The organism is Geobacter sp. AOG1 (assembly GCF_019972315.1).
Classification (GTDB): Bacteria; Desulfobacterota; Desulfuromonadia; order Geobacterales; family Geobacteraceae; genus Geomobilimonas.
On the sequence record NZ_BLIZ01000001.1, the window covers coordinates 2,470,502 to 2,496,849 of the forward strand.

General features: G+C 49.7%; 24 protein-coding genes and 1 other RNA gene. All 25 read left to right on the plus strand.

Annotated elements, in window-relative coordinates:
* Positions 1 to 295 precede the first annotated feature (295 nt).
* Complete coding sequence (locus LDN04_RS11260) at positions 296 to 781, plus strand: HIT domain-containing protein (protein ID WP_223910309.1); 486 nt, start codon at positions 296 to 298, stop codon at positions 779 to 781.
* A gap of 43 nt (positions 782 to 824) precedes the next feature.
* Positions 825 to 1,910 (plus strand): 6-phosphofructokinase, encoded by a 1,086-nt coding sequence (locus tag LDN04_RS11265; protein WP_223910312.1) that lies wholly within the window; start codon positions 825 to 827, stop codon positions 1,908 to 1,910.
* Positions 1,911 to 2,031: 121 nt separating this feature from the next.
* On the plus strand, positions 2,032 to 4,023 hold the full coding sequence (locus tag LDN04_RS11270) for a methyl-accepting chemotaxis protein (protein WP_223910315.1): 1,992 nt from the start codon (positions 2,032 to 2,034) through the stop codon (positions 4,021 to 4,023).
* 268 nt (positions 4,024 to 4,291) lie between these two features.
* Complete coding sequence (gene panB / locus LDN04_RS11275) at positions 4,292 to 5,095, plus strand: 3-methyl-2-oxobutanoate hydroxymethyltransferase (RefSeq protein ID WP_223910318.1); 804 nt, start codon at positions 4,292 to 4,294, stop codon at positions 5,093 to 5,095.
* Entirely contained in the window at positions 5,096 to 5,944 is an 849-nt protein-coding gene (gene panC / locus LDN04_RS11280; RefSeq protein ID WP_223910321.1) for a pantoate--beta-alanine ligase, read from the plus strand. It begins immediately after the preceding gene.
* Between the two features lie 3 nt (positions 5,945 to 5,947).
* Positions 5,948 to 6,346: an aspartate 1-decarboxylase gene (panD, locus tag LDN04_RS11285; protein WP_223910323.1), complete on the plus strand. Its 399-nt coding sequence runs from the start codon at positions 5,948 to 5,950 to the stop codon at positions 6,344 to 6,346.
* 132 nt (positions 6,347 to 6,478) lie between these two features.
* Positions 6,479 to 7,723, plus strand: coding sequence for an amidohydrolase family protein (locus tag LDN04_RS11290; RefSeq protein ID WP_223910326.1), 1,245 nt, complete (start codon positions 6,479 to 6,481; stop codon positions 7,721 to 7,723).
* Between the two features lie 73 nt (positions 7,724 to 7,796).
* On the plus strand, positions 7,797 to 8,255 hold the full coding sequence (smpB, locus tag LDN04_RS11295) for an SsrA-binding protein SmpB (protein ID WP_223910329.1): 459 nt from the start codon (positions 7,797 to 7,799) through the stop codon (positions 8,253 to 8,255).
* Positions 8,256 to 8,324: 69 nt separating this feature from the next.
* Positions 8,325 to 8,676: a transfer-messenger RNA gene (gene ssrA / locus LDN04_RS11300) on the plus strand.
* 747 nt (positions 8,677 to 9,423) lie between these two features.
* Positions 9,424 to 9,753: a helix-hairpin-helix domain-containing protein gene (locus tag LDN04_RS11305; RefSeq protein ID WP_223910333.1), complete on the plus strand. Its 330-nt coding sequence runs from the start codon at positions 9,424 to 9,426 to the stop codon at positions 9,751 to 9,753.
* 219 nt (positions 9,754 to 9,972) lie between these two features.
* A complete protein-coding gene (locus tag LDN04_RS11310) occupies positions 9,973 to 12,051 on the plus strand; it encodes a PAS domain-containing protein (protein ID WP_223910337.1) in 2,079 nt (692 codons plus the stop codon).
* Positions 12,052 to 12,111: 60 nt separating this feature from the next.
* Complete coding sequence (locus tag LDN04_RS11315; RefSeq protein WP_223910340.1) at positions 12,112 to 12,744, plus strand: response regulator transcription factor; 633 nt, start codon at positions 12,112 to 12,114, stop codon at positions 12,742 to 12,744.
* Positions 12,745 to 13,384: 640 nt separating this feature from the next.
* Complete coding sequence (locus LDN04_RS11320) at positions 13,385 to 14,080, plus strand: polysaccharide biosynthesis/export family protein (protein ID WP_223910344.1); 696 nt, start codon at positions 13,385 to 13,387, stop codon at positions 14,078 to 14,080.
* 31 nt (positions 14,081 to 14,111) lie between these two features.
* Positions 14,112 to 15,560 carry a GumC family protein gene (locus tag LDN04_RS11325; protein WP_223910347.1) on the plus strand — a complete coding sequence of 483 codons (1,449 nt, stop codon included), beginning with the start codon at positions 14,112 to 14,114 and terminating at the stop codon, positions 15,558 to 15,560.
* Between the two features lie 51 nt (positions 15,561 to 15,611).
* Entirely contained in the window at positions 15,612 to 16,805 is a 1,194-nt protein-coding gene (locus LDN04_RS11330) for an AAA family ATPase (RefSeq protein ID WP_223910350.1), read from the plus strand.
* Between the two features lie 95 nt (positions 16,806 to 16,900).
* Positions 16,901 to 17,686: a CpsD/CapB family tyrosine-protein kinase gene (locus LDN04_RS11335; RefSeq protein ID WP_223910352.1), complete on the plus strand. Its 786-nt coding sequence runs from the start codon at positions 16,901 to 16,903 to the stop codon at positions 17,684 to 17,686.
* 52 nt (positions 17,687 to 17,738) lie between these two features.
* Positions 17,739 to 18,908 carry a sugar transferase gene (locus tag LDN04_RS11340; RefSeq protein ID WP_223910356.1) on the plus strand — a complete coding sequence of 390 codons (1,170 nt, stop codon included), beginning with the start codon at positions 17,739 to 17,741 and terminating at the stop codon, positions 18,906 to 18,908.
* Between the two features lie 51 nt (positions 18,909 to 18,959).
* Positions 18,960 to 19,964: a Gfo/Idh/MocA family protein gene (locus tag LDN04_RS11345; protein WP_223910359.1), complete on the plus strand. Its 1,005-nt coding sequence runs from the start codon at positions 18,960 to 18,962 to the stop codon at positions 19,962 to 19,964.
* Between the two features lie 37 nt (positions 19,965 to 20,001).
* On the plus strand, positions 20,002 to 20,475 hold the full coding sequence (locus LDN04_RS11350) for an acyltransferase (protein ID WP_223910361.1): 474 nt from the start codon (positions 20,002 to 20,004) through the stop codon (positions 20,473 to 20,475).
* Between the two features lie 12 nt (positions 20,476 to 20,487).
* Positions 20,488 to 21,594, plus strand: a complete 1,107-nt coding sequence (locus LDN04_RS11355; protein WP_223910364.1) for a DegT/DnrJ/EryC1/StrS aminotransferase family protein — start codon at positions 20,488 to 20,490, stop codon at positions 21,592 to 21,594.
* A 59-nt stretch (positions 21,595 to 21,653) separates the two neighbouring features.
* A complete protein-coding gene (locus LDN04_RS11360; protein WP_223910367.1) occupies positions 21,654 to 22,961 on the plus strand; it encodes a nucleotide sugar dehydrogenase in 1,308 nt (435 codons plus the stop codon).
* A gap of 224 nt (positions 22,962 to 23,185) precedes the next feature.
* The gene (locus LDN04_RS11365; RefSeq protein ID WP_223910371.1) at positions 23,186 to 24,001 is read left to right on the plus strand and encodes a hypothetical protein; all 816 of its coding nucleotides are present in this window, start codon (positions 23,186 to 23,188) and stop codon (positions 23,999 to 24,001) included.
* A 62-nt stretch (positions 24,002 to 24,063) separates the two neighbouring features.
* Entirely contained in the window at positions 24,064 to 24,309 is a 246-nt protein-coding gene (locus tag LDN04_RS11370; RefSeq protein ID WP_223910374.1) for an acyl carrier protein, read from the plus strand.
* A gap of 77 nt (positions 24,310 to 24,386) precedes the next feature.
* On the plus strand, positions 24,387 to 25,280 hold the full coding sequence (locus LDN04_RS11375) for a hypothetical protein (protein WP_223910376.1): 894 nt from the start codon (positions 24,387 to 24,389) through the stop codon (positions 25,278 to 25,280).
* Positions 25,281 to 25,354: 74 nt separating this feature from the next.
* Positions 25,355 to 26,338, plus strand: a complete 984-nt coding sequence (locus tag LDN04_RS11380; protein ID WP_223910379.1) for an agmatinase family protein — start codon at positions 25,355 to 25,357, stop codon at positions 26,336 to 26,338.
* Positions 26,339 to 26,348 lie beyond the last annotated feature (10 nt).

Consider the following 26,348-nt stretch of genomic DNA (forward strand, 5'->3'; position numbering starts at 1 on the left):
TACCCTATGCCTTTGCCAGGATGTTGTCAAGTATTTATTATCGGTAAAATATAAAATCATTTTATTATGTGCGGTGCCTATTTTGTCGTATTTAAAATATTGAAAAACCCGGCTTTTTCGTGAATAATCCAGGTGCCGCGCAAAGAGCAGCTTTCCGGTGCCGGTCGTTGTAATCTGCACCAATGTGGCCGCAGGTCTTGTCATAGAGTCACGTTACTCAGTAGTTTTTTTCCGGAGGTGCTTGCCGGAAGAGGCGCCCAATGCGGGACATTGAGCTTTAGTGAGGGCAGAGGATATGGAACGGTTGTGGGCACCTTGGCGAATGGATTACATTATAAATGATAAACCGTCCGATTGCATCTTCTGCGGAGCCGAAACACCGGAACGGGATCGTGAGCGCCTGATTCTCCACAGGACCCCCCTCAGCTTCGTCATGATGAACCGCTATCCCTATACGAACGGCCATCTCCTGATTGCTCCCTACCGGCATACCGCGGATTTGAACGAGCTGGACGAGGCGGAGATGCTCGACCTGTTCGCAACCCTGCGCCTCTGTCGTAATGTTTTACAGGCGACGGCCTCTCCGGGCGGGTTCAATATCGGCATAAACCTGGGGCGTGCAGCTGGCGCCGGGGTCGATGAGCACCTTCACCTGCACATAGTTCCCCGCTGGAACGGTGACACCAATTTCATGTCGGTTCTCGACGATGTGCGCGTCATGCCGGAAAACCTCACTGCAACATACGAACGGCTGAGACCGGCATTCATGTCAGGGGCATGAGATTGATTTCCATTCTGACCAATTCGAGTTTGGAGGAAATTGCATGAAACGAATAGGGATTCTCACCGGTGGTGGCGATTGTCCCGGCTTGAATGCGGTGATACGGGGGGTAGTTAAAGGAGCGTTGATAGGTCGGGGGTGGGAAGTTATAGGTATCGAGGATGGTTTTGACGGCCTCCTCGACCAGAGCAAGTGCCGCCTCCTGACCCTCGACGACGTACGCGGCATTCTGCCCCGGGGGGGTACCATCCTCGGAACGACCAACCGGGGGAATCCCTTCTCCTTTCCCGTGGAAAAGAACGGCACAACGGAATTCATCGATATCTCCGACCAGGTTGTAGCAACCTTGAAGGAACTTGGCATTGAGGCACTGATCGTCGTCGGGGGGGACGGATCGCTGAAGATTGCCCAGGAACTTATGCGGAAGGGTGTCCCCATCGTTGCGGTTCCCAAGACCATCGATAACGATCTCCTGGAGACCGATGTCACCTTCGGGTACAACACGGCACTGGAGACGGCTACCGATGCCATCGACAAGCTTCATACCACTGCGGAGAGTCATCACCGGGTCATGATCCTGGAGGTGATGGGGCGATATGCCGGATGGATCGCCCTGGAATCGGGTATCGCCGGTGGTGCCGACGTGATCCTGATTCCGGAGATCCCGTTCGAGATCAAGAGGATCTGTCGAGCAGTCGATGACCGTCGCCGGCGGGGGCGGCGTTTCAGTATCATCGTGGCCGCGGAAGGGGCATACCCCCGCGGTGGGGAACGGGTGGTGCGGAAAAAGGCTGAAGCTGCCCACCAGATCGAACGTCTCGGCGGCATCGGCGAGTACGTGGCAAGGGAGATCGGTACCTGTCTCGACATGGATACCCGCGTTACGGTGCTGGGACATTTGCAGCGGGGCGGGTCCCCCACCACATTCGACCGCTGCCTCGGCAGCCGTTTCGGCATCAAGGCGCTTGAGCTGATAGAAAAGGGAGCGTTCGGCCAGATGGTCTGTCTCAAAGGGAGGGAGATCCGGTCGGTGGCCATAGAAAAGGCGGTCAGAAAACTCAAGTTGGTTAATCCCGGCGGTGACATGGTCCGGGCTGCAGAAGAACTGGGGATCATGCTGGGGCGCTGAAGGTTGATGTTGACATTGTGCCATGCCTGACATAGACTGCGCGAATGCCCGCAAGGGCGGTTATTGTCAGGGTGTAGCCGTCACCGATCCGTTCACATTGGCAGAGGAGGGATGTTACCGCATGCAACCGCACACAACCTCAAAGAACAGAAGCATTATCTACGCCTTGGTCGGATTCATTCTTGGTATCGGTGCACCGTTTGCGTGGACCGTCATCCGGCTCATCCTGTTTCCCGATCCGGCCCAGGCGCTTTGGCAGCAGATATTCTCCGATATTACCAGAAGCTCCTACCATATAGCTCTTTATACCTATATGGGGGTCGGAACGGCCTGCGTGATGTCGTGTCTGGGGTTTTTCATCGGTCGTGCCTCCGACCAACTCCATGAACGGGCCGTCGAAATGGATGGCCTCCATCGTGAGGTGGCGTCACAGAAAGAGGTTTTCGAAAACCGTTACAAGGTACTGGACAACAACATCAAGAACTTCCATCAGATCAGCAGCCGGATCCAGCGGTCGATCAATGTGGAAGAGGTCTTATCCCTCTGCGCCGAGGGACTGCACGATGTCCTCGGCTACGAGCGAGTCAATATCCTCATGGCCGACGAGGGACGGAACTCGCTCCACTTCGTAACCGCCACCGCATCCGAAGGGTTCGACACGACCGGGGTGACCGTCCCTCTCGACGAACGGAGCGGGATCATCTTCAAGTGCTTCAGCGACAAGCGCCTCTATTTTGTCGAGGACATCAATACCTACCCGAAGGATTACCAGTTGCAGCCCCCCTTCGACAGTATCCGCCCTCTCCGCTCCCGCAACTTTGTTCTCTGCCCCATCGTTGTGAAAGGTCAGTCTGTCGGCGTGTTCGGTATCGACAACAAGTTCAGTCATCGCTCCCTCAACGATACGGATGTGGATACCATCAAGCTGTTTGCCGACCAGGCCGCGTCCGCCATAACCCGCATAAACCTGCTCGGAGCGATCGACACCCTGACGGTTGAGTTGGGGAACACCTTTTCAGGTCTCCTGAAAAACCGCGAAGTGTACTCCCGCAACGTGCAGAACCTTATAAGTGCCGTCACTTCGCTGGCGGATACTACCGCCCACATCGCGTCGTCTTCGGAAAGCGTTCTCTCTTCGGTGGATGAAACCAGTTCCGCTGTCGGGGAAATATCGGTGGCGATCGAGCAGGTCAGCCGAAATCTCGATGCCCTTTCCGACGCCGTGGACAAGTCGGTGTCCGCCATGGAGGAAATCAACGCCACCCTTAAAAATGTCGAGACCACCACGGCCGTATCCCACCAGATGGCGAGTCAGGTCAAGGCGCAGGCCGACCGTGGCATGGTCGTCGTTGACGAAACCATTACGGCCCTGGCCGACATCCAGACGTCGGTAGACCTCTCCTACAGTGGAATCAAGCGCCTGAGTGAAAAGAGCAGTCGTATCGACAGTATCGTCAACGTCATTAACGATATAACCAAGCGCACCAATCTGCTCGCACTCAATGCCTCCATAATTGCCGCCCAGGCTGGCGAGTACGGCAAGAGTTTCGGTGTCGTGGCCGACGAGATCCGCAACCTTTCTCTCCAGACCGGCCAGTCCACGGGGGAAATTACCGGCATTATCGAAGAGATCATGAGCGAATCCCGCACTGCGGCAGGCAGCGTGAGCGTCACCAAGGAACTTGTTCAGAAGGGAGTCATCCTTGGCCGGCAGACGGGCGAAGCGCTGCGGGTGATACTGGAGAGTTCAAGCCGGTCGATGGATATGACCGAGGAAATCAAAGTGGCTACCGAGGAGCAGGGGAAGAGCGTCCGACTCGTTACCCAGTCCATGGAAGATGTCAGTACCATGACGTCACAGATATTCAATGCCTCCAAGGAGCAGGCCAAGGCCACCAAGAGCATCGTCAGGGCCATTGATTCCATTAAGGAGTTGACGGAAGAAATGGTCGGGGTAACTGGCCGACAAGTGGAGGACGGCACCGCCATAAAGGTGGCTGTTGACGAGGTTGGCGAGATGGTTATCGGTCTTTTCGACGATCTGGAAAAGCGCCGGGGCGAGAGCCGTGCCGTGGTGGACGAACTGGAGATGATCAAAGGAAATGCGGTGTAGGCATAGAATGAAAACAAAACGTCCCCGAAAAAATTGTTGGACTTTTTTTAAGGGAGTGTGATAAACGGTTATAAAATCTGTAAGGTAAGGCACGCTACTGGGAGTGGAGCCGCAAACGCCTTGCATAAACTGAATATACCGCCTGGATTCGGCATCCGAACCGGGACGGAAGGCAATAGCCGATAAGACCGGGAGGTATCCCCCTCTCTGCTGTCGACGTGCAACGCCCTCTGTCATCGGAGGGCGTTTTTTGCATTTGGAGCCCAATGTGAGCAAACGAAAAACCGTACTCGACATCCAAAAAATGAAGGCTGACGGTGATAAGATCACGGTTCTCACCTGTTATGACTATCCGACGGCACGCATCATGGATGACTGTGGCATCGACATGATCCTGGTGGGGGATTCGGTGGGTGTGGTTGTCGCCGGTCATGAGAACACTCTACCGGTTACGTTGGAAGAGATGCTCTACCATACGAGGGCGGTGCAGCGTGCCGAACCGAAAGCGCTTGTGGTGACGGATATGCCGTTTCTTTCCTATCAGATCGACCTGCGGGATGCACGTCTCAACGCGGGGAGACTGGTGAAGGAGGGGGGTGCGGCTGCAGTTAAGCTGGAGGGGGGCGAACATATGGCCTCAACCATTCGGGCCATCGTCGATATGGATATCCCGGTGGTCGGCCATATCGGCCTGACACCCCAGTCGATCCACCGTATGGGTGGGTACCGGGTCCAGGGGAAGCAGGAGGCCCAGGCTGAACAGCTTCTGGCCGATGCCCGCGCTGTCGAGGCCGCCGGGGCGTTTGCCCTGGTGCTGGAGGGAATACCACTTAAGCTGGCGCGGCGCATTACCGACGAACTGAGCATTCCGACCATCGGCATCGGCGCCGGTCCCCACTGTGACGGGCAGGTGCTGGTGATCCATGACATCCTCGGCCTCTGCGAAAAGTATTCACCTAAGTTCGTCAAACGCTACGCCGACGCCCGCGCCCTTATTGCCGACGCGGTTGAGCGTTACATTGCCGATGTGAAGGGAGGAGAGTTCCCCACCGAGGGGCACTCGTTCAACTAGATGCAGACAGTCGAGTCAGTAGCCGATATGCAGAACCTCTCCCGGGCTGCACACAGGTCCGGCAGAACCATTGCCCTCGTGCCGACCATGGGGTACCTCCACGACGGGCACGCTTCCCTGCTGCGGGGGGGACGCCGCAGGGGTGACCTGCTGGTTCTGAGTATCTTCGTCAACCCAACCCAGTTCGGGGTGGGGGAGGATTTCGAGTCCTATCCCCGGGACCTGGCGCGGGACCGTGCGGTGGCCGAAAGCGCGGGAGTTGATGTCATCTTCGCTCCACGGGCCGGAGATATGTATCCCGCCGGCTTCCAGACCTATGTTGATGTGGAACGACTGACCCTCCCCCTGTGCGGTGCGAGCCGGCCGGGCCATTTTCGCGGAGTGACTACCGTGGTGAGCAAGCTCCTCAATATAGTACAACCCGACGTGGCCCTGTTCGGTGCCAAGGATTACCAGCAACTGGCAGTTATTCGTCGGATGGTGGCCGACCTGAACATGCCGGTGGAGGTGGTTGGTATGCCGATCGTGCGGGAAGCCGATGGCCTTGCCCTCAGTTCCCGCAATGCCTATCTGTCGCCGGAACAGCGGCAGGCGGCCCTCTGCCTCAGTCATTCGCTGCGGACGGCAAAGGAGCTCTATAAGGCCGGTGAACGTACCGTTGCGACGCTACGGGAGCAGGTTACGACGACCATCGCCGCAGAAGCGTCCGCAACGATAGACTACATTGAATTCCGCCACGGAGATTCTCTGGAGGAAGTGGCCGTTGCCAACGGCCATACCCTTATTGCGCTGGCGGTCAAAATCGGCACGACGAGACTGATCGATAATTGTTTGTTGGGAGAGGAGTGATCCATGGAAAGAAAGATGCTGAAGAGCAAGATCCATCGAGCCACGGTGACCGGTGCCGACCTTCATTACGAGGGGAGCGTGACCATTGACAAAGACCTTATGGAAGCAGCTGATATCATCCCCTACGAGGCTGTCGCCGTCTGGAACGTGACCAATGGCAGTCGCCTGGAAACTTACGCTATTGAAGGAGAGCGGGGTTCGGGTGTCATCTGTTTGAACGGTGCCGCTGCCCGTCTGGTTGCCCCCCGTGATCTAGTCATCATCGCCAGTTTCGTCAACATGAAGAACGAAGAGGCCCTCAATTACGAGCCCAAGCTGGTTTTCGTCGATGATCAGAACCGAATGCTGCAGACGAGAAAAGAAGTGGCCGGCCAGGGAAACCTGAAAAAAGTCGTCTGGTAGACGGCTTCGCTGCAAACAGTCAAATGTAGGGCCAAGGGGAAACGCGTGCAAGTGTAACCCCTTGGCCCTTTGCTTTTAGGTGACTGCCTGCTACAATTCTGGTACTTCTGCTGCGGGAGGGACTGACGGGTCATGGAGATATTTGCCGCATCATACGTAGTCCCCATGGAATCGCCAACCATTGAAGGGGGGGCGATTGCCGTGGCTGACGGCCATGTTGTCGCCGTTGGTACCCTGGCTGAGCTTCGCTCCGCGTACGGTTGCGCGGTTACTGACTTTCCCAGCTGCGTCATCATGCCGGGACTCGTCAACGCCCATACCCACCTGGAACTCACCCATTTCCCCTCGTGGAAGCTGCGCAAGGGGATCGATTATTCTCCCCGCACCTATGTGGACTGGGTAATCCAGGTCATCAAGATCAAACGAGGCCTGACCAGGGACGAACTGGAGTTGTCGGTCCGCGAAGGAATCCGTATTGCGCTGGAATCGGGGACCACGGCCGTGGGAGACATCCTTACCGAGCGGAGCCTGGTGCCGTGCCATGAAGAGAGTCGTCTCGGAGGACGGCTCTATTTCGAGGCAATCGGCCATGACGAGGGACACTGTTCCGCGTTGCTGACGGAACTTCGGCATGCCCTGGACACCTTCCCCTCTGGCAGTTTCAAAGCAGGTATCTCCCCACATTCCCCCCATACCCTCTCTCCACGATTCATGACGGAGGTAGCGGACCTCGCGGTGAGTGCTTCCCTGCCGACCATGGTCCATCTGGCCGAGTCGAGGGAGGAGTTGGCCTTTCTCCACGACTCCGGCGGCAAGATAGCGGAGCTCCTCTACCCCTTTGCCGGCTGGGAAAGTCACCTGCCCCCTCCACGGCGCACAACCCCTACTGTCTATCTTGATTCCCTCGGGGTGTTGCGGTGGGATACCGCCGTGGTGCACTGCGTCCACGTCACTCCTGCCGACGTGGAAATCCTCAAGCATCGAGGCGTTACTGCAGTCCTCTGTCCTCGGAGTAACGACCGGCTTGTGGTGGGAAAGGCGCCGGCGGCACTGTTGAAAAAGGCAGGCATTCCCCTGGCACTCGGGACCGATTCCCTGGCGAGTAACGACTCTCTCTCTCTCTGGGATGAAATGCGCTTCCTGCACCAGGAATTTCCTTCGGTATTCACCCCTATCGAAATTCTGGAGATGGCTACCATCGGGGCGGCCCGAGCCATCCGGCGGGATGATGAACTGGGGTCACTGTCCCCTGGCAAGCTGGCAGATTTTCTCATAGTCCGGCCTGGAGAAACGGGGTCCTCGTCCGAACTGCCGGAAATCTTGATAGAGCGAAGTGACCTCCTTGAGGTGTTCATTGGTGGCAAGCAGCTGTCCTAGTTACGTTGCTGTCCGCTTTCCCCTCCGACCTTTTCCCTTGCTATTATTCCGCCCCCTTTGCTAGTATCAACATATGGGAGAAAAGCTGATCTGCAACAACAAAAAAGCGTATCACGACTACTTCATCGAAGAGAAATTCGAAGCGGGAATGGTGCTTCAGGGAACGGAGGTAAAGTCCCTCCGTCAGGGCAAGGCAAATCTGAATGACTCCTTTGCCATGGTGCGGAGCGGAGAGGCGTTCCTCCATAACCTCCACATTTCCCCCTACGACTTCGGCAATCGGGCGAACCATGATCCGGACCGGATGCGCAAGCTCCTCCTCCATAAGAAGGAGATATCCAAGCTTTTCGGCAGGATACGCGAACAGGGCTATTCCCTTGTGCCCCTCCGGCTCTACTTCAAGAACGGTATGGTTAAGGTGGAGATGGGGCTGGCTAAAGGGAAGAAGCTCCATGACAAGCGTGAAGACATGAAAGCGAAGGACATGCGTCGCGACGTGGCTCAAGCGCTCAAGGAAAGAAACAGGGACTAGGGACTGGATACTAGGGACTGGTAAAGGCTTTACCGGTTTTCGTTACCGATTCCCAGTTCCCGAATTTAAGGGGGTGTAAAGGTTTCGACGGGGATACTAAGCAAAGGTTGCATGCCGAGGTCCGGGTGGCTCGTAAAACAATCCGGGACGCATTAAGCGCCGATAATTATAACTACGCCGTAGCAGCTTAATACCCTGCTACCGATCTGCCTGCCCTCTCCCACGGGGGAGGACAGATCGTCATTTTAGTGGGATAGCTGAGGGGAGTGCCTGTGGCCCCAAGGCGAATTTTAGCAGGATCGACCCCTGAATATCCCGGCCAGTGGAGCTTCAGGGAGCTAAAACAAATACTGGTATAAGCATGTAGACGCCTTCTGTGTACGATCTTCGGACGCGGGTTCGATTCCCGCCACCTCCACCATTTCAAGGTAACTGCTTAGAATATTGCGGTTATTGCCCCACCTAAGGGCCTTTTTCGGTGTGCTGCATTTTTTGCTACATCGAAGAAGGCCCTTTGAATTTTCCCCACCTCTTCAAAAGGAACCGGTGGTATTATTTCCGTGCCGTGATCCTCCCATATTTGCAATGCCACTTCTAGCGGAAAGAAATTTTGCGGTCTCTTGAGACGTGGAAGACCAAGAGTGCTAAACTTTTGGTCAAGTCACTGTCTAAAAGATTGCCGGGGACCGTGTCGGGAACGATGCCTGAGTCTATGTATATGGTAGAAAATGGGACTGGCTGTGACAGGCAATCTTATAGTGGAACATATTTGAACCTTCACCAAATTAACTTTACAGTCGAAAACATTTACATGGCAATTGTATGGGGGTCTCATGAAAAAAGGTTACCATTGCCCTGCATGTGGAAATCGTGAAGCTGTCAAACTCGCCATAACATCAGCAAAGGGAAAAAGTCTCTCGGTCCTTTTAGCTTCTCAGAGTACTCTCAACAAACCCGCAACTCAGATTTGTTGTTTAAAATGTAAACATGTAGCGAAATCAGACAGTTTCCGAATAAAAAGAAGTTAGGGTAGAATACATCTTATCCTAGGAGGTAGGTGGTGGGAAGGCAAGAGATGTATTTGCGAGCCCTTTATTTAGTTGACTTCCTCGATCTACCTTTGGTAAATAGCAGCCATGGAATTCAAATTGAATTGAGGAGGAATCAAATGAAAAAGATCGTTGCCCTTGTATTTGCATTGTTGCTCGCTGCATCTGTCTCCTTGGCTGCAGATCAAAAGGCACCTGCTAAACCTGCTAAGGCAGCACCAGCAGTAGAAAAAGCAGCACCAACGGCTAAAGTTGAATTGGTGGATATCAATACAGCGACTGAAGCGCAGTTAAAAGCTGTCCCTGGTATTGGTGATGTATTTGCTAAGAAAATAATTGCAGGTAGACCCTATGCCAGCAAAGACCAACTGTCGAGCAAGAAGGTAGTCCCCGCGGCAACATACGTGAAGATTAAAGACCAGATTATAGCCAAGCAGACCAAGAAGTAGGGCTTGATACGAAGGTGATGAAAAGAAAACCCAGGCCATATCCTGGGTTTTTTTATTGGCTGATATCAATCGCGTGGTTAAATATCGTTCTGGATGGTGATCCGGTTTACGGTGTAAGTTCAGCGTGTTTGTAAAAGTATGTTATTATTAACCAACAATCTGGTGCTGCCCAACTGGTGCACTTCTGCACAGTGAATTACCATATATGTTTGGAGAATCATGCTCAAGATTCTGTTGATCGAAGATATCCCCGACGATACGGAATTGGTGGCAATGCAACTCCGCAGGGAAGGGCTTATCTTTTCCCTGACGCGGGTAACATTGAAGGAGGAGATGGAAAAGGAGTGCAGGAATTGTGCTCCGGATCTGATTCTTGCGGATTACACGCCTTCTATCAACGGGATCGCTGTCTTGCGGATTGCCCGGGTTTTGTGTCCCGATGTACCTTTCATCTTCGTTTCGAATGAAGTGAGCGATGAACGGGCAGTTGAAGCGCTCAAGCATGGTGCTACAGATTACATTTCCAAGCAGAATCTTCCCCGCCTTGTACCCTCCATTAAACGGGCCCTTCGAGAAGCAACCGAGCATGATTTTGCCCGCAAAGCCGAGAAGGCGCGTAAAATCTATAGAGAGCGACAGAGCCGCCTTCTGGAAGTTTCTCTGGAAATGCTTTCGGAAACATCCCTTGATGGAATACTCCCCCCGATAACAAAGTCGGCCTGCCTCCTGACTGGCGGCAAGATAGGGATGATCGCCTATGGCGCCGCTTCAGATTCACTCAGATTCTTTGCCGCAACGAGGACGGGGGAGCCTCTCCCCGCAGGCAACGGAATGCTACCGGTCGAAAAGGGGGGAGTCCATCTAGAGTTGTTGAAGAAGGTCGATGCATTGAACCTAACGGATGAAATGTTGCGAAACCATAGTGAGTGGTGGGGGATACCGAATGATCATCTTCTGCTGCGTGGGTTACTCGGAGCCCGTCTTACCGGTGAAAATGGGAATGCCTGCGGATTCGTCATAGTATCTGATAAACATGATGGCAGTGACTTTACGGACGAGGACCAGGTCCTTCTGAATCAGCTGGCGGCAGTTACATCGCTGACGATGCGCCACCTTGCGGCACGGGAGGCGCTTCAGGCGGGCCGGGATGATCTTGAACGGCGGGTAGGGGAAAGGACATCAGAACTGGCCCATACCGTGGCTGCACTCCAGGGAGAGATTGCCGAGCGAAAACAGGCGGAAAGCGAACTTCTGAAAAGTCAGGAGCGGAACGCACTTGTGGCAATCGGAGCAAACGATGGTATATGGGACTGGGATATCGCCAGCGGTCAGGTTTATTTTTCGGCACGCTGGAAGGGAATGTTCGGGTATGAAGAGTATGAAATCAGCAATTCCATCGATGAATGGAAAAAAAGGGTTCATCCTGAAGATTACGATACGGTGATGTCTGTATTAGACGCCCATCTGAAAGGGGAAAGCCCTCTCTTTCAAGTGGAGTACCGCATGCTCCACAAGGATGGCAACTACCGGTGGATTCTGACTCGCGGGGCCAGTTTTCGCGATACCAAGAAAAAATCATACCGCATGGCCGGTTCGCATACGGATATCACCGAGAAAAAACAGGCAGAAGAAAAACTGCTGGCCTCCCATGAGAGTTTGCGTAACCTTTCGTCCCATCTGGAATCTCTGATGGAAAAGGAACGAAAGAATATATCCCGTGAAATTCATGATGAAGTTGGTCAGTTGCTGACAGCTCTTAAATTCGATGTGTCGTGGCTTGCAAACAGGCTTCCCGCCGACAGACCCGCTCTTGCTGAAAAGGCCAGGGGGATGGCCGAACTCATTGATGTAACCGTAGAGACGGTGCAGCGGATTGCGACGGAATTGAGGCCCCGCCTTTTGTACGACTTGGGGCTTGTCACGGCCATTGAATGGCATGCGGAAGAATTCCGGAAAAGAACTGGTATCGCGTGCAATCTTTCCCTTGGTATCGACGAAAAGAAACTGGATCCAGCTCGGTCGACCGCCCTTTACAAGATATATAAGGAGGCGTTGACCAATGTCATGCGTCATGCCGGAGCTTCACGGGTGGAGGTTTCCCTCAAGAAAAGGAAAAAGGGAATCATGCTCCAGATCAAGGATAACGGCAGAGGAATACGGGAGGCGGAGATCACCGATCCGAAATCGGTTGGTTTGATCGGCATCAATGAACGCGCCCACCTCTGGGGTGGCGAAGTACATATTAGTGGTGTTGCGGGTGAAGGAACCTTGCTCACGGTGATCATACCGATGAATTGATTTTGTGTCAGGTATACATAATGTCGCGTCGTGGGCCATGAAATAGCACAGGAGTAGAACATGATAAAGATACTTATTGCCGATGACCATGTCATGGTACGCAAAGGCTTGAAACAGATTCTTGATGATGTTCCCGATATGGTGGTCGTGGATGAATGTTCCAATGGAAGCGAACTGTTTGGTAGAATTAATGCGTTGGAATGTAATCTGGTCCTACTGGATATCTCCATGCCGGGACGAAATGGCCTGGAGATTCTCGAGCAGTTGCATAACGAAAAACCGACTTTGCCCGTGTTGATTCTCAGTATGTATCCCGAAGAACAGTATGCGTTCCGTGCCTTGCGTGCTGGTGCATCCGGTTACCTGACAAAAATGAGTGCACCGGATGAACTGATCACCGCCATCCGCAAGGTATATTGGGGGGGGAAATATGTCAGTGATTCTCTGTCCGAGAAGCTTGCGACTGAGTTGGGAAGAAATACCGGACGACCGAGCCATGATGAGTTGTCCAACCGGGAGTACCAGATCATGTGCCAATTAGCATCCGGTAAGACCGTCACGGGGATTTCCGACGAACTTTCCCTTAGTGTGAAGACGGTTAGCACCTATAGAAAGCGGATCCTCACAAAAATGCAGATGAGGAACAACGCGGAAATCATTAATTACGTTATCAAGCATGGCCTGCTTGATTAATTGCAATGACTCTGAAGCATACCCATCTCATAACGTACTCTAAAATAAAGAGCTACTTCCCCCTCTATGCTCCTTCCAAACCAGTTCCGTCAAGTGTATACCTCAAAAAATCGTTGTGAAATAATCAATTATTCCCTTAATCGGTGATTTAAGAATGTACTGATTCTTAACTTTTTTTCAAGAGATGGGTTGAGATTGCTGGTTGTTAATAGTGTTACCTGTGTTGCCCTTCAAAGTACCTCGTGATACCGATTAAATCCCACTGTCTCATTAAAAATTAGTTCTTGTGACATGCCAGGTATCAGCAACATTAATGTCTTACCGTCCCTTGGTAGGAACTTGTGAAACGTTGCTATGAGTGATTATAAGGAAAAAGTATTAGGCAAAATAATTGTAAAGAGTTTCGTAAATATGTGTGATGAAACGGCTTGTAGGACAATTCCTACATTTATTGTTCTGCAAGTCTTACAAAAAAAAGAGGATTAGTCCGACATACATATCAATTATTTATGAGTAAACTTAAGATAAATCATTAATCAGTGCAAACTTATTACGTGGAAATAGTTGCGGTTAATTAACGATTGTGCCGGTAGTGAATTAGTAACCGCCAATAGACTTATTATCAGAGGAGGGGCACCCGATGTCAACTATAGTCAAAATGTTTATCACGATTCTTCTTTTGAGTGCCTGCAGTGTGGTACGCAATCCGACTCCGCTGGACTATCCCGGAGTGCAGGCCGTTGCCGTTCCTGCGGAAGACTACCATCTACAGATCGGTGATCAACTCGACATCAAGTTCTTTTATCATCCCGAATTGAACGAAACGTTGGTGACGGTGCGACCGGATGGACGCATTTCCCTCCAACTGGTGCAGGAATTAAAGGCAGTGGGATTGACTCCCCAACAATTGACCGAAAAACTTACCAAAGCCTATTCCGCTGAACTTGAAAAACCTTCTATTGCTGTCATTGTGAGAGCTTTTAACGCCCAAAGGGTGTTTGTGGACGGGGAGGTTAATAAAGCTGGTCTTGTTGCCATGCTTGGGCCTATGACCGTCCTTCAGTCCATATCCCAAGGAGGGGGATTGAAGGATACCGCAAGGGTCGACGAAGTCATCGTCATTCGCCGCGTAGGAGAAAACAAAGTCACCTCGATGGTCGTGAACCTGAAGCTAGTGCTTGATGGTACCGATATACGTCAGGACATACTTCTTCAGCCAAATGACATTGTGTATGTTCCGAAGTCTACTATAGCTGATGTGAATGTATGGGTGGATCAGTATATTAGAAAAAATGTGCCAGTACCGTTTGGGGTTAGCTATGGCATAGGATTCTAAATCATTGTTCAGTCAATAGAGGAACCAAATCATGTCAGATATATATCCAATCAAGCAAGAAAAATCACCAGGTATGAGAGAGTTGCTTTCTATTCTCTTCAAACACAAAGTAATAATATTGACTATATTTTTCTCATGTTCAGTCATAGTATCCATTGGGACACTGGTAAAACCTCCTGTTTTTATAGCAAAATCTAGCGTTCTGGTGAAGATTGGGCGTGAATACCTCAATGAACCTGAAGTCGGACAAGAGAAAAAGCTAATGACAGTCAACATGCCTGACATTATCAAAACTGAGATTCAGATACTGACAAATCGAGAACTAGCAGAGAAAGTTATTTCTACCTTGCATATAGAAACATTGTACCCAGACCTAGCAACTGGAAATAATTCCTTACAGAAAGCAGTTGCAATATTTCAGAAAAACCTCTTTGTGGAAGGGGTAAAGAACTCCAGTGTTATCCAGGTATCTTTCCGTCATAACAACCCTAAAATAGCCGCCAATGCTGTAAATCTCCTTGTTGACCTTTATAAAGAAAAACACCTTCAGGTTTTCAGTAATCCTCGTTCTTCATTTCTTGATCAGCAACTTACTGCCTATGAAAACCAGTTGAAGGAGTCGGAAAAGAATTTTGAGAATTTCAAGCAGAAAAAACAGGTCTATTCACTCGATGAACAGCGAAGTCTTATTCTTCAACAGCGGGTGTTGCTAGATACATCTTTGAGGGACGCTCAGAACCGGGTGGATGAATTGAGTAGGAAACTTACGACTCTCACTAAACAGAATCAACTTGTAGCCCAAGATAAAAGTCTTAACAGCCAATCAGATTTTGATCGAGTGGTTGGTGAAACTAAGACCAAGCTTCTTGCTCTCCAATTGGAAGAACAACAACTCCTCAAAAAATATAATGAAAACAGCCGGATGGTCATGAACATCCGGAAAGAGATTGACCTGGTAAAAGATTTTTTGAAGAGTCAGGAGGCAGATTTGCAGATTAAACAGAAATCCGGCAATGCTGTCGTCCAACAGGTGCGTATGGAATTGATGAAGACTGAGGCGGACTTGAATTCACAGAAAGCCAGAGTTAATGCAGTAAGAGGACAATTGAGTCAATTAGACAGCCAGATACAAGCGCTAGAGGGGAGTGCTCAGCAATTTCAAAATTTGAAACGTGAAGTTGCTGCCACAGAAAAAAATTATCAAACGTATTTGAACAAGTCAGAGGAAGCCCGTTTGTCTGAAGATATGAACCGGCTTAAGTTAGCCAATCTGAGTGTTATACAGACTGCAATTCCTCCATCCGAGCCCGTTTCGAAAAATAAACTTTTTGCCATTCTGGTAGGGTGTCTGGTTGGAGTTGTTCTGGGGATTTGTGTTGCATTTATAATCGAAAATTTCTCCAAAAGTCTTTCATCTGTGGAAAGTGCAGAGAGGCGCTTGTGTTTGCCGGTACTAGCTTCCCTGCCATATCGGGACTAGGGCGAATTTATGTACACGGGTTTTTTCGACATGCAAAAGGAGCCTTTCCGGATGACGCCGGACCCAGAGTTTCTGTATCTGAGCCCCAGTCATAAGGAGGCGCTGGCATCGATCATCTACGGAGTCAAGCAGAGAAAGGGCTTCATCGCCATTGTTGGCGAAGTGGGAGTTGGTAAAACCACAATACTTCGTTCATTTTTGAAAACGGTCGACAAAGAGCATGTGAAAGTAATTTATGTGTTTAACGCGGATGTATCGTTCAAGTCATTGCTTCACACCATTTACCAAGGGCTTGGCAGACCCGTCGAGACGGATGATGTCTATGAGATGTTGAATCAGCTCTATCATGTTCTGATACATGAGTACAAACGTGGCTGCAACGTAGTGCTCATAATCGATGAAGCACAGAACATGTCACGGCAGACACTTGAAAATCTCCGGATGCTATCCAACTTGGAAACATCCACCGACAAGCTCATCCAGATTATTTTCAGTGGGCAGCCCGAATTCGAAAAGAATCTTGACAGTTACGAACTGAGACAACTGCACCAAAGAATAGCCGTTAAATCAACCATCAGGCCCCTGACCTTGGATGAAGGCATGGGTTATGTAAAGCATCGGCTTGCAAAAGCATCCGTTGGTATTGAGTCGGTTTTTCCTGAAAGGGTGCTCAAACAACTGGTCAGGCAGGCAAAAGGTATTCCACGCACCATTAATATTCTTTGCGACAATTGTCTGATCACTTCATTCGGGTACAAACAAAAAAAAGTAAATCTTTCAGTATTGAAAGAAATCAGTTCCGATCTCGGTTTAGTGAAACCGACGAGAAGAGAAGCCTTCTTCGTATCGCTCATGCTGCTGGTGATTGGGGTACTCTGTTTCATGATTTACCGCCAAACTCCACAACAAGCTGGTAGAGACGAAACACAATCTGTTGTCCAAAAGGTCAGTCATGTAACGCCGCGAATGGCAAAAGCTGGAAGCAGTTCCAATTCACTCTTACAGGTGCGCAAGAGTGACGAAGTATCCGAAGCAGTTAAAACAAACAACTTATCTGAAGATAACGAAAAATTATTACGTAGAAAACTGATTCGTAAAGGTGACACCCTGGCAAATCTGATCAAGGACCATTACGGAACGGTTGATTCTCAATTGATTGAGAAAGTTAAACAAAACAACCCTTGGATTAAAAATGTCAATAAAATCATAGAAGGTGAAAAAATTATTTTCCCACCCCGGGAATAAGACAATGACCTTAACCGTTTTGGGCTTCAGTAGGTAGGCCTATGCAGATGTTTTGCTGCCATCATCATTGACTGTGTCGAGAAGGAGATATTTCCATGAGCAATATATTTGAGGCTCTGCAACTGGCGGAAAAAGAACGGGAAAACGTCCAAGAGCGACAGGCCGTTACGTCGCCTGAAGAAAAACGTGTTCCGTTAAAAACAACAGTGAAAGAACCGGTACGGGCCGACAAATACCCCTTGCAGAACGTTGGCCCCACAATTGAAACGGAGATGATAGCCCTCTATCAGAATATCGATTTCGTTCTCCCCGACCTTCCCCAGAGGGCGATTCAGTTCATCAGTTCCCATGAAGGGGAAGGGGTTTCGACCGTCGTGCGCGAATTTGCTCGACAGGCGGCTGTGGTAATGGGGAAATCGGTACTCATTGTAGATGCCGCCCATCGTAACCCCAGCCAGCATATATTCTTCAATATCCCTCCCGATTACGGCTGGAAAGACGCCATGAAAAACGGGGATCCGGTTGAAAATGCCGTCTACAAAGCGGGAAACCAGAATCTGTACCTTTCTCCACTTGTTCCACACACGACCCTGTCTCCTCATATCTACGACTTCGCTGCAACGAGCAAACTGCTGACTGATTTTAAAAAGAAATTCGACCTGATTCTGATCGATTCGTCTTCAGCTACCACATCGCCCGACTGTATTGCTCTGACCCGTAGTGTCGATGGCGTGATCCTCGTCATCGAGGCGGAAAAGACCCGTTGGCAGGTAGCCGAAGCCGTGAGAGACAAAATACACAAAAACGGGGGGAATATCCTCGGCATAGTTCTCAATAAGCGACGATTCTATATACCGGATTCCGTCTACAAGTGGCTGTAATTTATGATTGTAGTAACGTTGCAGGCAGCATCTCTACATGCGGGGGGTACTCATGAAACCGACAAATACTCTGGAAGAAACTGTGCAGGATATGCACAAAAAAGATAATCATATCCCCTATGAACTTCTTGATCAGGAATACGGTCTGTATGTCGAGGACTATTTCAACAAAACCCTCTGTCTGGAACGGAAACGGTCGGAACGGACCCATAAGCCTATTCTTCTCTTGTTGATCAACGTGGAACAAATTATTTCAGACGATGGGACGGACAAGAAAATACAAAATATTGTCAAGTCGCTTACCTCATCCATTCGAGAAGTTGATCTGTGTGGGTGGTATGAGCGTGGAACCGTCATTGGCGTCATGTTTACGGCTTTTAGCGGGGAATCAATCTGGGATACCATAGAAGCCATTGCAAACAAAATAAAAGCAAACCTTGCCCAAACCTTGTCCCCAGCAGTTCTCGCAAAATTGGAACTGATTTTTCATGTTTTCCCGGAGAAATTCGATAAACAGAAACCCAAGAACTATCTCAATCCCACATTCTATCCCGATATGGCGAAGCTCGCCGACACGACCAGTATGGCATCCGTTATTAAACGGGGAATGGATATTTTGGGTAGTATAGTCGGCCTCGTACTCTTTTCTCCCTTCTTTATTGCTATTCCACTCCTCATAAAAATCACGTCACCCGGACCGGTGCTGTTCCGTCAGGAGCGTGTCGGCCAGTTCGGTCGCAGGTTCACGTTCCTGAAGTTCAGGTCGATGCATATGAACAACGATGACAAGATACATCGCGAATTTCTCAAACAGCTAATCAGTGGCGATATGAAAAATGCACCTGATGGGGGTGGCACGGCGCCTGTTTTCAAGATTACGAACGATCCCCGTATAACACCGCTGGGACGGTTCATCCGCAAGACGAGCATTGATGAGTTGCCCCAGTTTATCAACGTGCTTAGGGGGGAAATGTCACTGGTGGGACCGCGTCCACCAATCCCCTACGAGTTTGAGGATTACGACATCTGGCACCGGTATCGGCTGTTGAAGATGAAGCCGGGCATAACGGGGCTCTGGCAGGTAACGGGACGAAGTTCGACCACCTTCGACGCAATGGTAAGACTTGACATTAACTACATCAGAAACTGGTCGCTCTGGCTGGATATCAAGATACTGTGCCTGACGCCGTTAGCGGTGTTCAAGTGCAGGGGGGCCTACTGAATCAACCTGATGTTTTATAACACAATAGGATAGGGAAGAAGGAGGACTGAAATGATAAACCTGGGTGTTATCGGATATGGCTACTGGGGACCAAACGTCGTCAGGAACTTCAACGGCATCCCCAATGCAGAAGTCGTTTCAATCTGCGATTACCAGCAAAATGCGCTGAAACGGGCGAAGAATATCTATCCAAAGACAAACATCATCAGCGACTGTCGGGAGATACTCTTTTCGCCTCGCATTGACGCAGTGGCTATCGTCACGCCGGTTTCTACCCATTACGACATCGCCCGGCAGGCGCTGGAGAATGGCAAGCACATTTTTATCGAGAAACCGTTCACCTCGTCAGTGGAACAGGCTGAAAAGCTCATCGAACTGGCGGAAAAAAAGAATTTGAAGATCATGGTTGACCATACCTTTCTCTTTACCGGTGCGGTCAAGAAAATCAAGCAGCTCATCGATGACGGCACCATCGGCGATCTTTATTATTTCGATTCCACCCGGGTAAATCTAGGGTTATTTCAGAAGGATGTGAACGTGGTCTGGGACCTTGCTCCCCACGACCTCTCCATCATGGACCACCTCTTTCAAAAGAATGCTGTTGCGGTCGCTGCAACGGGAATGGCCCATTTTGATAACGATCTGGAAAATGTGGCATACATAACGGTCTATCTTTCCGGAAATCTCATAGCCCACATTAATGTGAACTGGCTATCGCCGGTCAAGATCCGGATGACCATGATTGGCGGTTGCAAAAAAATGGTGGTCTGGAATGACTTGGTTTCCGACGAAAAACTACGTGTTTATGACCGAGGAGTGGAACCGGAAGACAAGGTGAGCGCCTATCCTTTGCGCGTGAACTACCGTTCCGGCGACATGTGGGCGCCCAAAGTGGAGCAGTCAGAGGCACTGAAGGAAGAGGCTGAATATTTCATCGACTGTATATCCAACGACAAGAAACCGTTCAATGACGGATATTCGGGGTTGCGCGTCATTAAGATGCTGGAAGCGACCGAGCGCTCTATCAAAAAGGGGGGCGAACTCGTCTATCTTTGAGCGCATTTAATTACAATCAAAATATCAGGAGGTGACCATGGGAGAATATATCTGCATATCCGACGATGTGAAACTAGGGGCTAATGTCAAGCTCACCAAGTTCATCAATCTCTACGGCTGTACCATTGGCGACAACAGCAAGATCGGCGCGTTCGTGGAAATCCAGAAGAACGCGTTCATTGGCAAAAACTGCAAGATTTCAAGCCATACTTTCATATGCGAAGGGGTGACCATCGAAGACAACGTTTTTATTGGGCACAATGTCACGTTCATCAATGACCTCTACCCTCGGTCGACAACAGAGGGCGGCCAACTTCAAACCGAAGCGGACTGGGTGTGCGGAACTACCCTCATAAAAAAGGGGGCATCGGTCGGTTCAAGTTCTACCCTTCTGTGCGGGGTAACCATTGGTGAAAATGCCATCGTTGGGGCGGGGAGTGTGGTAACCAAGGATGTCCCCCCCAATACCGTCGTGGCAGGAAATCCTGCACGCATCCTGAAAAAACTGTAGGGAGGAAAAGCAATGAAAGTTCCGTTTCTTGACTTGAAAGCTCAATACGATGCCATTGCAGATGAAATCGACGATGCCATACGACAGGTTATCGAACGTACTGCCTTTTCGGGAGGGCCCTTTGTGAGTGCTTTCGAGGAGCAGTTCGCCGCATTCTGCCAGTGCAAATATGCCATCGGCGTGGGAAGCGGCACTGAAGCTCTCTGGCTTGCCCTAGCCGCACTTGATGTGGGGCAGGGAGATGAGGTGATAACTGTTCCCAATTCGTTTATTGCTACTGCCGAAGCCATCAGTTTCTGCGGCGCCAAGCCGGTTTTTGTTGACGTAAACGGGGAAAGCCAGACCATGGACCCCGTCCTTCTCGAAGCTGCAATTACGGAACGCACCAAGGCGATCATCCCGGTCCACCTGTTTGGCCAGATGGCAGACATGGAGCCAATCATGGAGATTGCCCGTCGGCATAATCTGTTCGTCATAGAAGATGCCTGTCAGGCGCACGGAGCAGAGTATAAAGGACGACCGGCCGGTTCTATCGGCGATCTCGGCTGTTTCAGCTTTTATCCCGGCAAAAATCTCGGTGCGTACGGAGAAGCCGGCGGCGTTGTGACAAACAGTGGCGAACTGAACGACAAAATAAAGATGATTCGCGATCACGGACAGTCCACGAAATATCACCATGCCATGATTGGATGGAACGGACGGATGGACGGTATCCAGGGGGCAGTCCTGAGTGTGAAGCTCAAGTATCTTGCCGGCTGGAACGATGCACGCCGCAAAAATGCACATCTCTATACCAGCCTCTTGAGTACCATTGATGCTGTTACTCCTCCCCGGGAAATGGATTATGCGCGGCATATCTACCATGTCTATGCGGTAAAGACCAGGAACCGTGATCCTCTCATGGCGGCACTGGCAGAACAGGGGATAAGCTGCGGCATTCACTATCCGGTGCCGATACATCTGCAGAATGCCTATAAGTACATGGGAGCGGGGAAGGGGAGTTTTCCTGCAGCAGAGAAATGCGCGGAAGAAATCGTCTCGCTTCCCATGTTTCCTGAACTGACTGACGAGCAGATTCACTTTGTTGCCGAGGTAATACGGCGTTTTTGCTCAGTCTAGACAGTTTGTGTTTCGATGCAGTGGACAGAGCAAACAACGTATGTCATGGAGCCAGGGAGATGAAACAGCAGCTTATTTCACGGCTGGAAAACAGGACAGCAGTGGTCGGTATCATAGGTCTCGGGTATGTGGGGCTACCTCTAATGCTCGGATTTATAGAAGCAGGCTACAAAGTTCTCGGCTTCGATACTGACAAAAATAAAATTATAAAACTCGCTGCAGGCAAGAGTTATATCAAGCATATTCCGACAGAGCAGATTGCAATAGCTGTGAAAACCGGCATGTTCGACGGAACCGATGACTTCAGCCGAGCCGGAGAGGCCGATGCCTTGATCATCTGTGTGCCGACACCGCTTAACGGCCACCGTGAGCCTGACCTGAGTTTTGTCATCACCTCTGTTGAAACAATTTTACCCCACATCAGACCGGGCCAGGTGATAAGCCTTGAGAGCACTACCTACCCAGGAACCACAGATGAAGAGTTACTTCCGAGGCTCGAATCAAGTGGCCTTAAGGTCGGTAAAGACATTTTCCTGCTATTTTCTCCCGAACGTGAAGACCCAGGAAATGAGCGATACAGTACGCGGACTATCCCCAAGGTCTGCGGTGGCGTAACTTCCGCCTGTCTTGAGGTGGGAAAGGTGCTCTATGGTGCAGTCATTGACAGGGTAATTCCTGTATCCTGTACCAAAACTGCAGAGATGACAAAGCTTCTTGAAAATATCCACCGTGCGGTGAACATCGGGTTGGTCAACGAATTGAAAATGGTTTGTGACACGATGGGAATTGACATTCGTGAAGTAATTGATGCGGCAGCGACGAAACCATTCGGCTTCACCCCCTATTATCCGGGCCCTGGCCTAGGGGGGCACTGTATTCCCATCGATCCGTTCTACCTCACCTGGAAAGCCCGCGAGTACGGGCTTAATACCCGGTTTATCGAATTGGCAGGTGAGGTCAATACCGCTATGCCCGAGTGGGTTGCCGGTAAAATAGTGAATGCCCTCAACGATCGGGGACAGGCCTTGAAAGGGGCGCGTATTCTTGTATTGGGAATCGCGTACAAGAAAAACGTGGACGATATGCGCGAGTCTCCAAGCGTAGTCTTGATGGAGAAATTATTGAGTCGCGGCGCCGTGGTTCATTATTCAGATCCCCATGTGCCGGTTTTCCCCAAGATCCGCAGATGCTATTTCGACCTGACTAGTGTTGAGTTGACCGTAGAAAACCTGAAGAGTTACGACTGCGTTTTAATCGCCACCAACCATGATGCATTTGACTATGATGCGATACATACCCATGCGTCGCTGATAGTGGATACCCGTGGGGTATATCAATTTAAAAGCGCGAAAGTTATTCGTGCGTAGCAGTAGTTGAGACAAACTCCGTGGTAGTCAACTTTGTCGGTCGCGAAAGGCAGAATAACTCGTCGCGATACACTGCTCTGACGTATTGAAATTATAAACCAGGTCAACCTGTATCGTCATATGCCATGAACAATTATCGAAATGACATTTATTATTGTTTAAAGCCTTTCATACCGAGAAAGTTGCAGGTCTACGCTCGGAGATTGCTTATTCAATATCAACTAGTGAAATACAGGAACGTCTGGCCGATTGATGAAAAGGGAGGAAAAGAGCCGGCAGGATGGAAGGGATGGCCTTATGGAAAGAAATTTGCCCTGGTTCTAACGCACGATGTAGATACCTCCGAAGGCCAAAGTAAATGTCTAGAACTTATGAAAATTGATGAAGATATGGGATTCCGCTCATCCTTCAACTTTGTTCCCCTTAGATACACGGTGTTGCCTGAAGTACTCAGTACTCTTCGGCAACGAGGATTTGAAGTGGGGGTCCACGGCCTGTATCATGACGGCTTGTATTATCTGTCCAAGGATACTTTTTTAAAGCGTGCTGCAAGAATAAATAGTTACCTCAAGGAATGGGGGGCGGTTGGCTACAGGGCTCCTTCCATGTATCACAAGCTTGATTGGTTTCATGAGCTTGAAATTGAATATGATGCCTCTACGTTTGATACAGACCCATTTGAGCCCCATTCAGTTGGAGTAGGGACGATATTCCCATTTTTTGTGAAAGACCCTGTTGCCCCAAGGGGGTACGTTGAATTGCCGTACACACTACCGCAGGATTTTTCACTTTTTATACTCATGCAAAAGAAAAATATTGAGATATGGAAACAAAAGCTAGAATGGGTGGCGAAACGAGGTGGGATGGCACTCATAAACACGCACCCTGATTACATGAATTTCTGCGGGAGTAAGTCGTTAGAGGTATACCCTGTACAGCTTTATGAGGAATTTCTCAAACATGTAAAAGACCGATATACTGGGCAATACTGGCACGCACTTCCAATGGATGTAGCACGATTCTGGAAAAATAACTATTAGTGACCAGAATAGGGGTTTGGCGTTTATGTGAAATACATAAATAGTAAGCAAGGAGATACGCTGTGACAGACAAAGACACAATAAGGGAATTTATTTTTAATGAACTCGTGCGTGGTAAAGTGCAAGTAGTTTTCGGATTATCTGAAAACCTGCTTGAAGCCAATATTATTGATTCGCTCGGAATCATGAAGTTAGTACCATTTCTTGAACATACATTTTCAATTAAGATAAACGATGATGAAATCATTCCGGATAATTTCGAAACGATCGAGGCCATATCATCGTTTGTTCAACAGAAAATTGGCTGATCAGCGCTTTGTTATTTCGATAAGTAGGGGCGCTGTGGTTACTGTAGGAAACAAGCCTAAAGATAAAGAGTTAAGATATGCGAACCATTTTTCAGATTTTAGCATTTTTCTTACCGGCACCGTTCAACGTCTGGCTGCACAGACTTGCCGGGGCTAAAATTGACCGGTATGTTTCTATCCATATGGCCGTATTGATACTTGCTAAGAATGTGGAGATTAAAAGGGACGCCAAAATAAAATTCGGGACAATGCTCAATGTCAGAACGTTCAAGCTTGGCAGAAAAAGCTCTATTGGTTTTTTTACGTTGGCAAAAGGTGAATCGGATCTACTAATTGGTGACGCATGCATCATTGGTCCTAAATGTATGATCAACTGTTCCAGGCAGGTTGTTCTTGATTTCTATTCCGGTGTTGGTCCCGGATCTTATTTGTATACGCATGGTTCCGGAATGCCGGTCACAGAAGGTTACCGCTCTACCTTTGCCCCCATACATATTAAGGAAAAGGTGTGGGTGAATATGCGCTGCACTATCGGACCCGGCGTGACAATCGAGAGGGGATCCATTATCTTGCCGGGCACAAATCTCATTGAAAGTGTCGCTGCCAAGAGAATGGTCGTAGGCGATCCGGCCAAACTGAGCAATTTTCCGGTTTTCCTCTGCCCACGTAAACCAGGTTTTCTTGAAAAACTGGCGAATGAGATTTTGGAGGAGTACGGGGGGTGGATGCGCGAGACCGAAGGGGTGAACTGTCACATAACGGATGGGATATTTAGAGCTAAGTATAGACATAGAGATGTATCAATCTCAGTAGGTGGTAATGAGGATATTATTCTATGTACTTCCCCCGGTGAACGTCGTGAAGGCATGTATTTTAATTTGGCGGACCTCACGACCGATGAATCCAGACATCCGATTAAATTGAAAATCGAAGCGTTTATGAGGTTGCGTTACGGACTAATTTTCCTGTAGAGCCGCTTTCAGATGCTATTTGAACGATAAGCCAGAGGGTCTGCTACCCAAAACACTGAATATGGAGGTATGCAATGCACTCGAAAGAAATTCCGATGGTTCCTAACCGAAAAGCTTCGATGCCGGTTGTGTATGGAGATACCCCATCTTTTCTTGGCGTTGATGTTCTTGATCCCCGTTCATTTGAGAAAGGTTACGACGTCATTGTTGCAGGGGTGCCATGGGAAGGGACAATAACTTGGGGGTCTTTTTCCGGTTGCGAGCATGCGCCACGTACGATTAGGCATGCTACTGCGCGCTACGGGGGGTTTCTTCCCGAATACGAGATTGATGTATTCGATTACCTCAAAATCGGAGATATGGGGGATACAACAGTTAATACATCCGATCCTGCCGAGACGATGAAAAACGTGTATGAAGTAATGAATGCAATATACAGGAATAACAGCATCCCCATTGTGTTGGGAGGGGATCACTCATTTACACAAGAGATTATTAGAGCCCTCAGTGCAAATAATGAGGGCAATATCGGCATTATACATTTTGACTCCCATTTTGATAATAGCCCTAGTTTTGGAAACGATGAATTCCCCCGTTGCGGCCCTATTCACCGGATCGCGCAAATCGACAAAGTCCGGAATGAAAGCATAGTTCATATCGGCATAAGGGGGCCGAGGAACTCTCCATCACAACTTGAGTATGCAAGAAAAATAGGAGCTTCGGTCTTTACCATCAGGGACATTAGAAAAGAGGGAATTGACAATGTTATAGAAAAGGCGATCACTATCGCCCGCACAAATACGAAACATATTTTTGTTTCGATCTGCAGCGACTGCATCGATGCTGCGTTCAATCCCGGCGGCCCCGCAGATTTCAACGGCCTTTTCCCACATGAGCTGTTTTCGGCGTTGTACCGGCTTGGAGAAGAGGGAATAGCGGGCCTTGACTATGTGGAAATCTATCCCAAGCAGGACCCGATGTCCTTTTCTTCACATCTCGCTTCTTGGGGGCTGATTCACGTATTGGCAGGAATGGCGTCAAAGAAAAGGGCACAATAACCTCTTCTCT

Coding starts and splice junctions, on each gene's coding strand:
- LDN04_RS11260 (WP_223910309.1), top strand. CDS start 296: ATGGAACGGTTGTGGGCACCTTGGCGAATGGATTACATTATAAATGAT.
- LDN04_RS11265 (WP_223910312.1), top strand. CDS start 825: ATGAAACGAATAGGGATTCTCACCGGTGGTGGCGATTGTCCCGGCTTG.
- LDN04_RS11270 (WP_223910315.1), top strand. CDS start 2,032: ATGCAACCGCACACAACCTCAAAGAACAGAAGCATTATCTACGCCTTG.
- panC (WP_223910321.1), top strand. CDS start 5,096: ATGCAGACAGTCGAGTCAGTAGCCGATATGCAGAACCTCTCCCGGGCT.
- panD (WP_223910323.1), top strand. CDS start 5,948: ATGGAAAGAAAGATGCTGAAGAGCAAGATCCATCGAGCCACGGTGACC.
- LDN04_RS11290 (WP_223910326.1), top strand. CDS start 6,479: ATGGAGATATTTGCCGCATCATACGTAGTCCCCATGGAATCGCCAACC.
- smpB (WP_223910329.1), top strand. CDS start 7,797: ATGGGAGAAAAGCTGATCTGCAACAACAAAAAAGCGTATCACGACTAC.
- LDN04_RS11305 (WP_223910333.1), top strand. CDS start 9,424: ATGAAAAAGATCGTTGCCCTTGTATTTGCATTGTTGCTCGCTGCATCT.
- LDN04_RS11310 (WP_223910337.1), top strand. CDS start 9,973: ATGCTCAAGATTCTGTTGATCGAAGATATCCCCGACGATACGGAATTG.
- LDN04_RS11315 (WP_223910340.1), top strand. CDS start 12,112: ATGATAAAGATACTTATTGCCGATGACCATGTCATGGTACGCAAAGGC.
- LDN04_RS11320 (WP_223910344.1), top strand. CDS start 13,385: ATGTCAACTATAGTCAAAATGTTTATCACGATTCTTCTTTTGAGTGCC.
- LDN04_RS11325 (WP_223910347.1), top strand. CDS start 14,112: ATGTCAGATATATATCCAATCAAGCAAGAAAAATCACCAGGTATGAGA.
- LDN04_RS11330 (WP_223910350.1), top strand. CDS start 15,612: ATGACGCCGGACCCAGAGTTTCTGTATCTGAGCCCCAGTCATAAGGAG.
- LDN04_RS11335 (WP_223910352.1), top strand. CDS start 16,901: ATGAGCAATATATTTGAGGCTCTGCAACTGGCGGAAAAAGAACGGGAA.
- LDN04_RS11340 (WP_223910356.1), top strand. CDS start 17,739: ATGAAACCGACAAATACTCTGGAAGAAACTGTGCAGGATATGCACAAA.
- LDN04_RS11345 (WP_223910359.1), top strand. CDS start 18,960: ATGATAAACCTGGGTGTTATCGGATATGGCTACTGGGGACCAAACGTC.
- LDN04_RS11350 (WP_223910361.1), top strand. CDS start 20,002: ATGGGAGAATATATCTGCATATCCGACGATGTGAAACTAGGGGCTAAT.
- LDN04_RS11355 (WP_223910364.1), top strand. CDS start 20,488: ATGAAAGTTCCGTTTCTTGACTTGAAAGCTCAATACGATGCCATTGCA.
- LDN04_RS11360 (WP_223910367.1), top strand. CDS start 21,654: ATGAAACAGCAGCTTATTTCACGGCTGGAAAACAGGACAGCAGTGGTC.
- LDN04_RS11375 (WP_223910376.1), top strand. CDS start 24,387: ATGCGAACCATTTTTCAGATTTTAGCATTTTTCTTACCGGCACCGTTC.
- LDN04_RS11380 (WP_223910379.1), top strand. CDS start 25,355: ATGCACTCGAAAGAAATTCCGATGGTTCCTAACCGAAAAGCTTCGATG.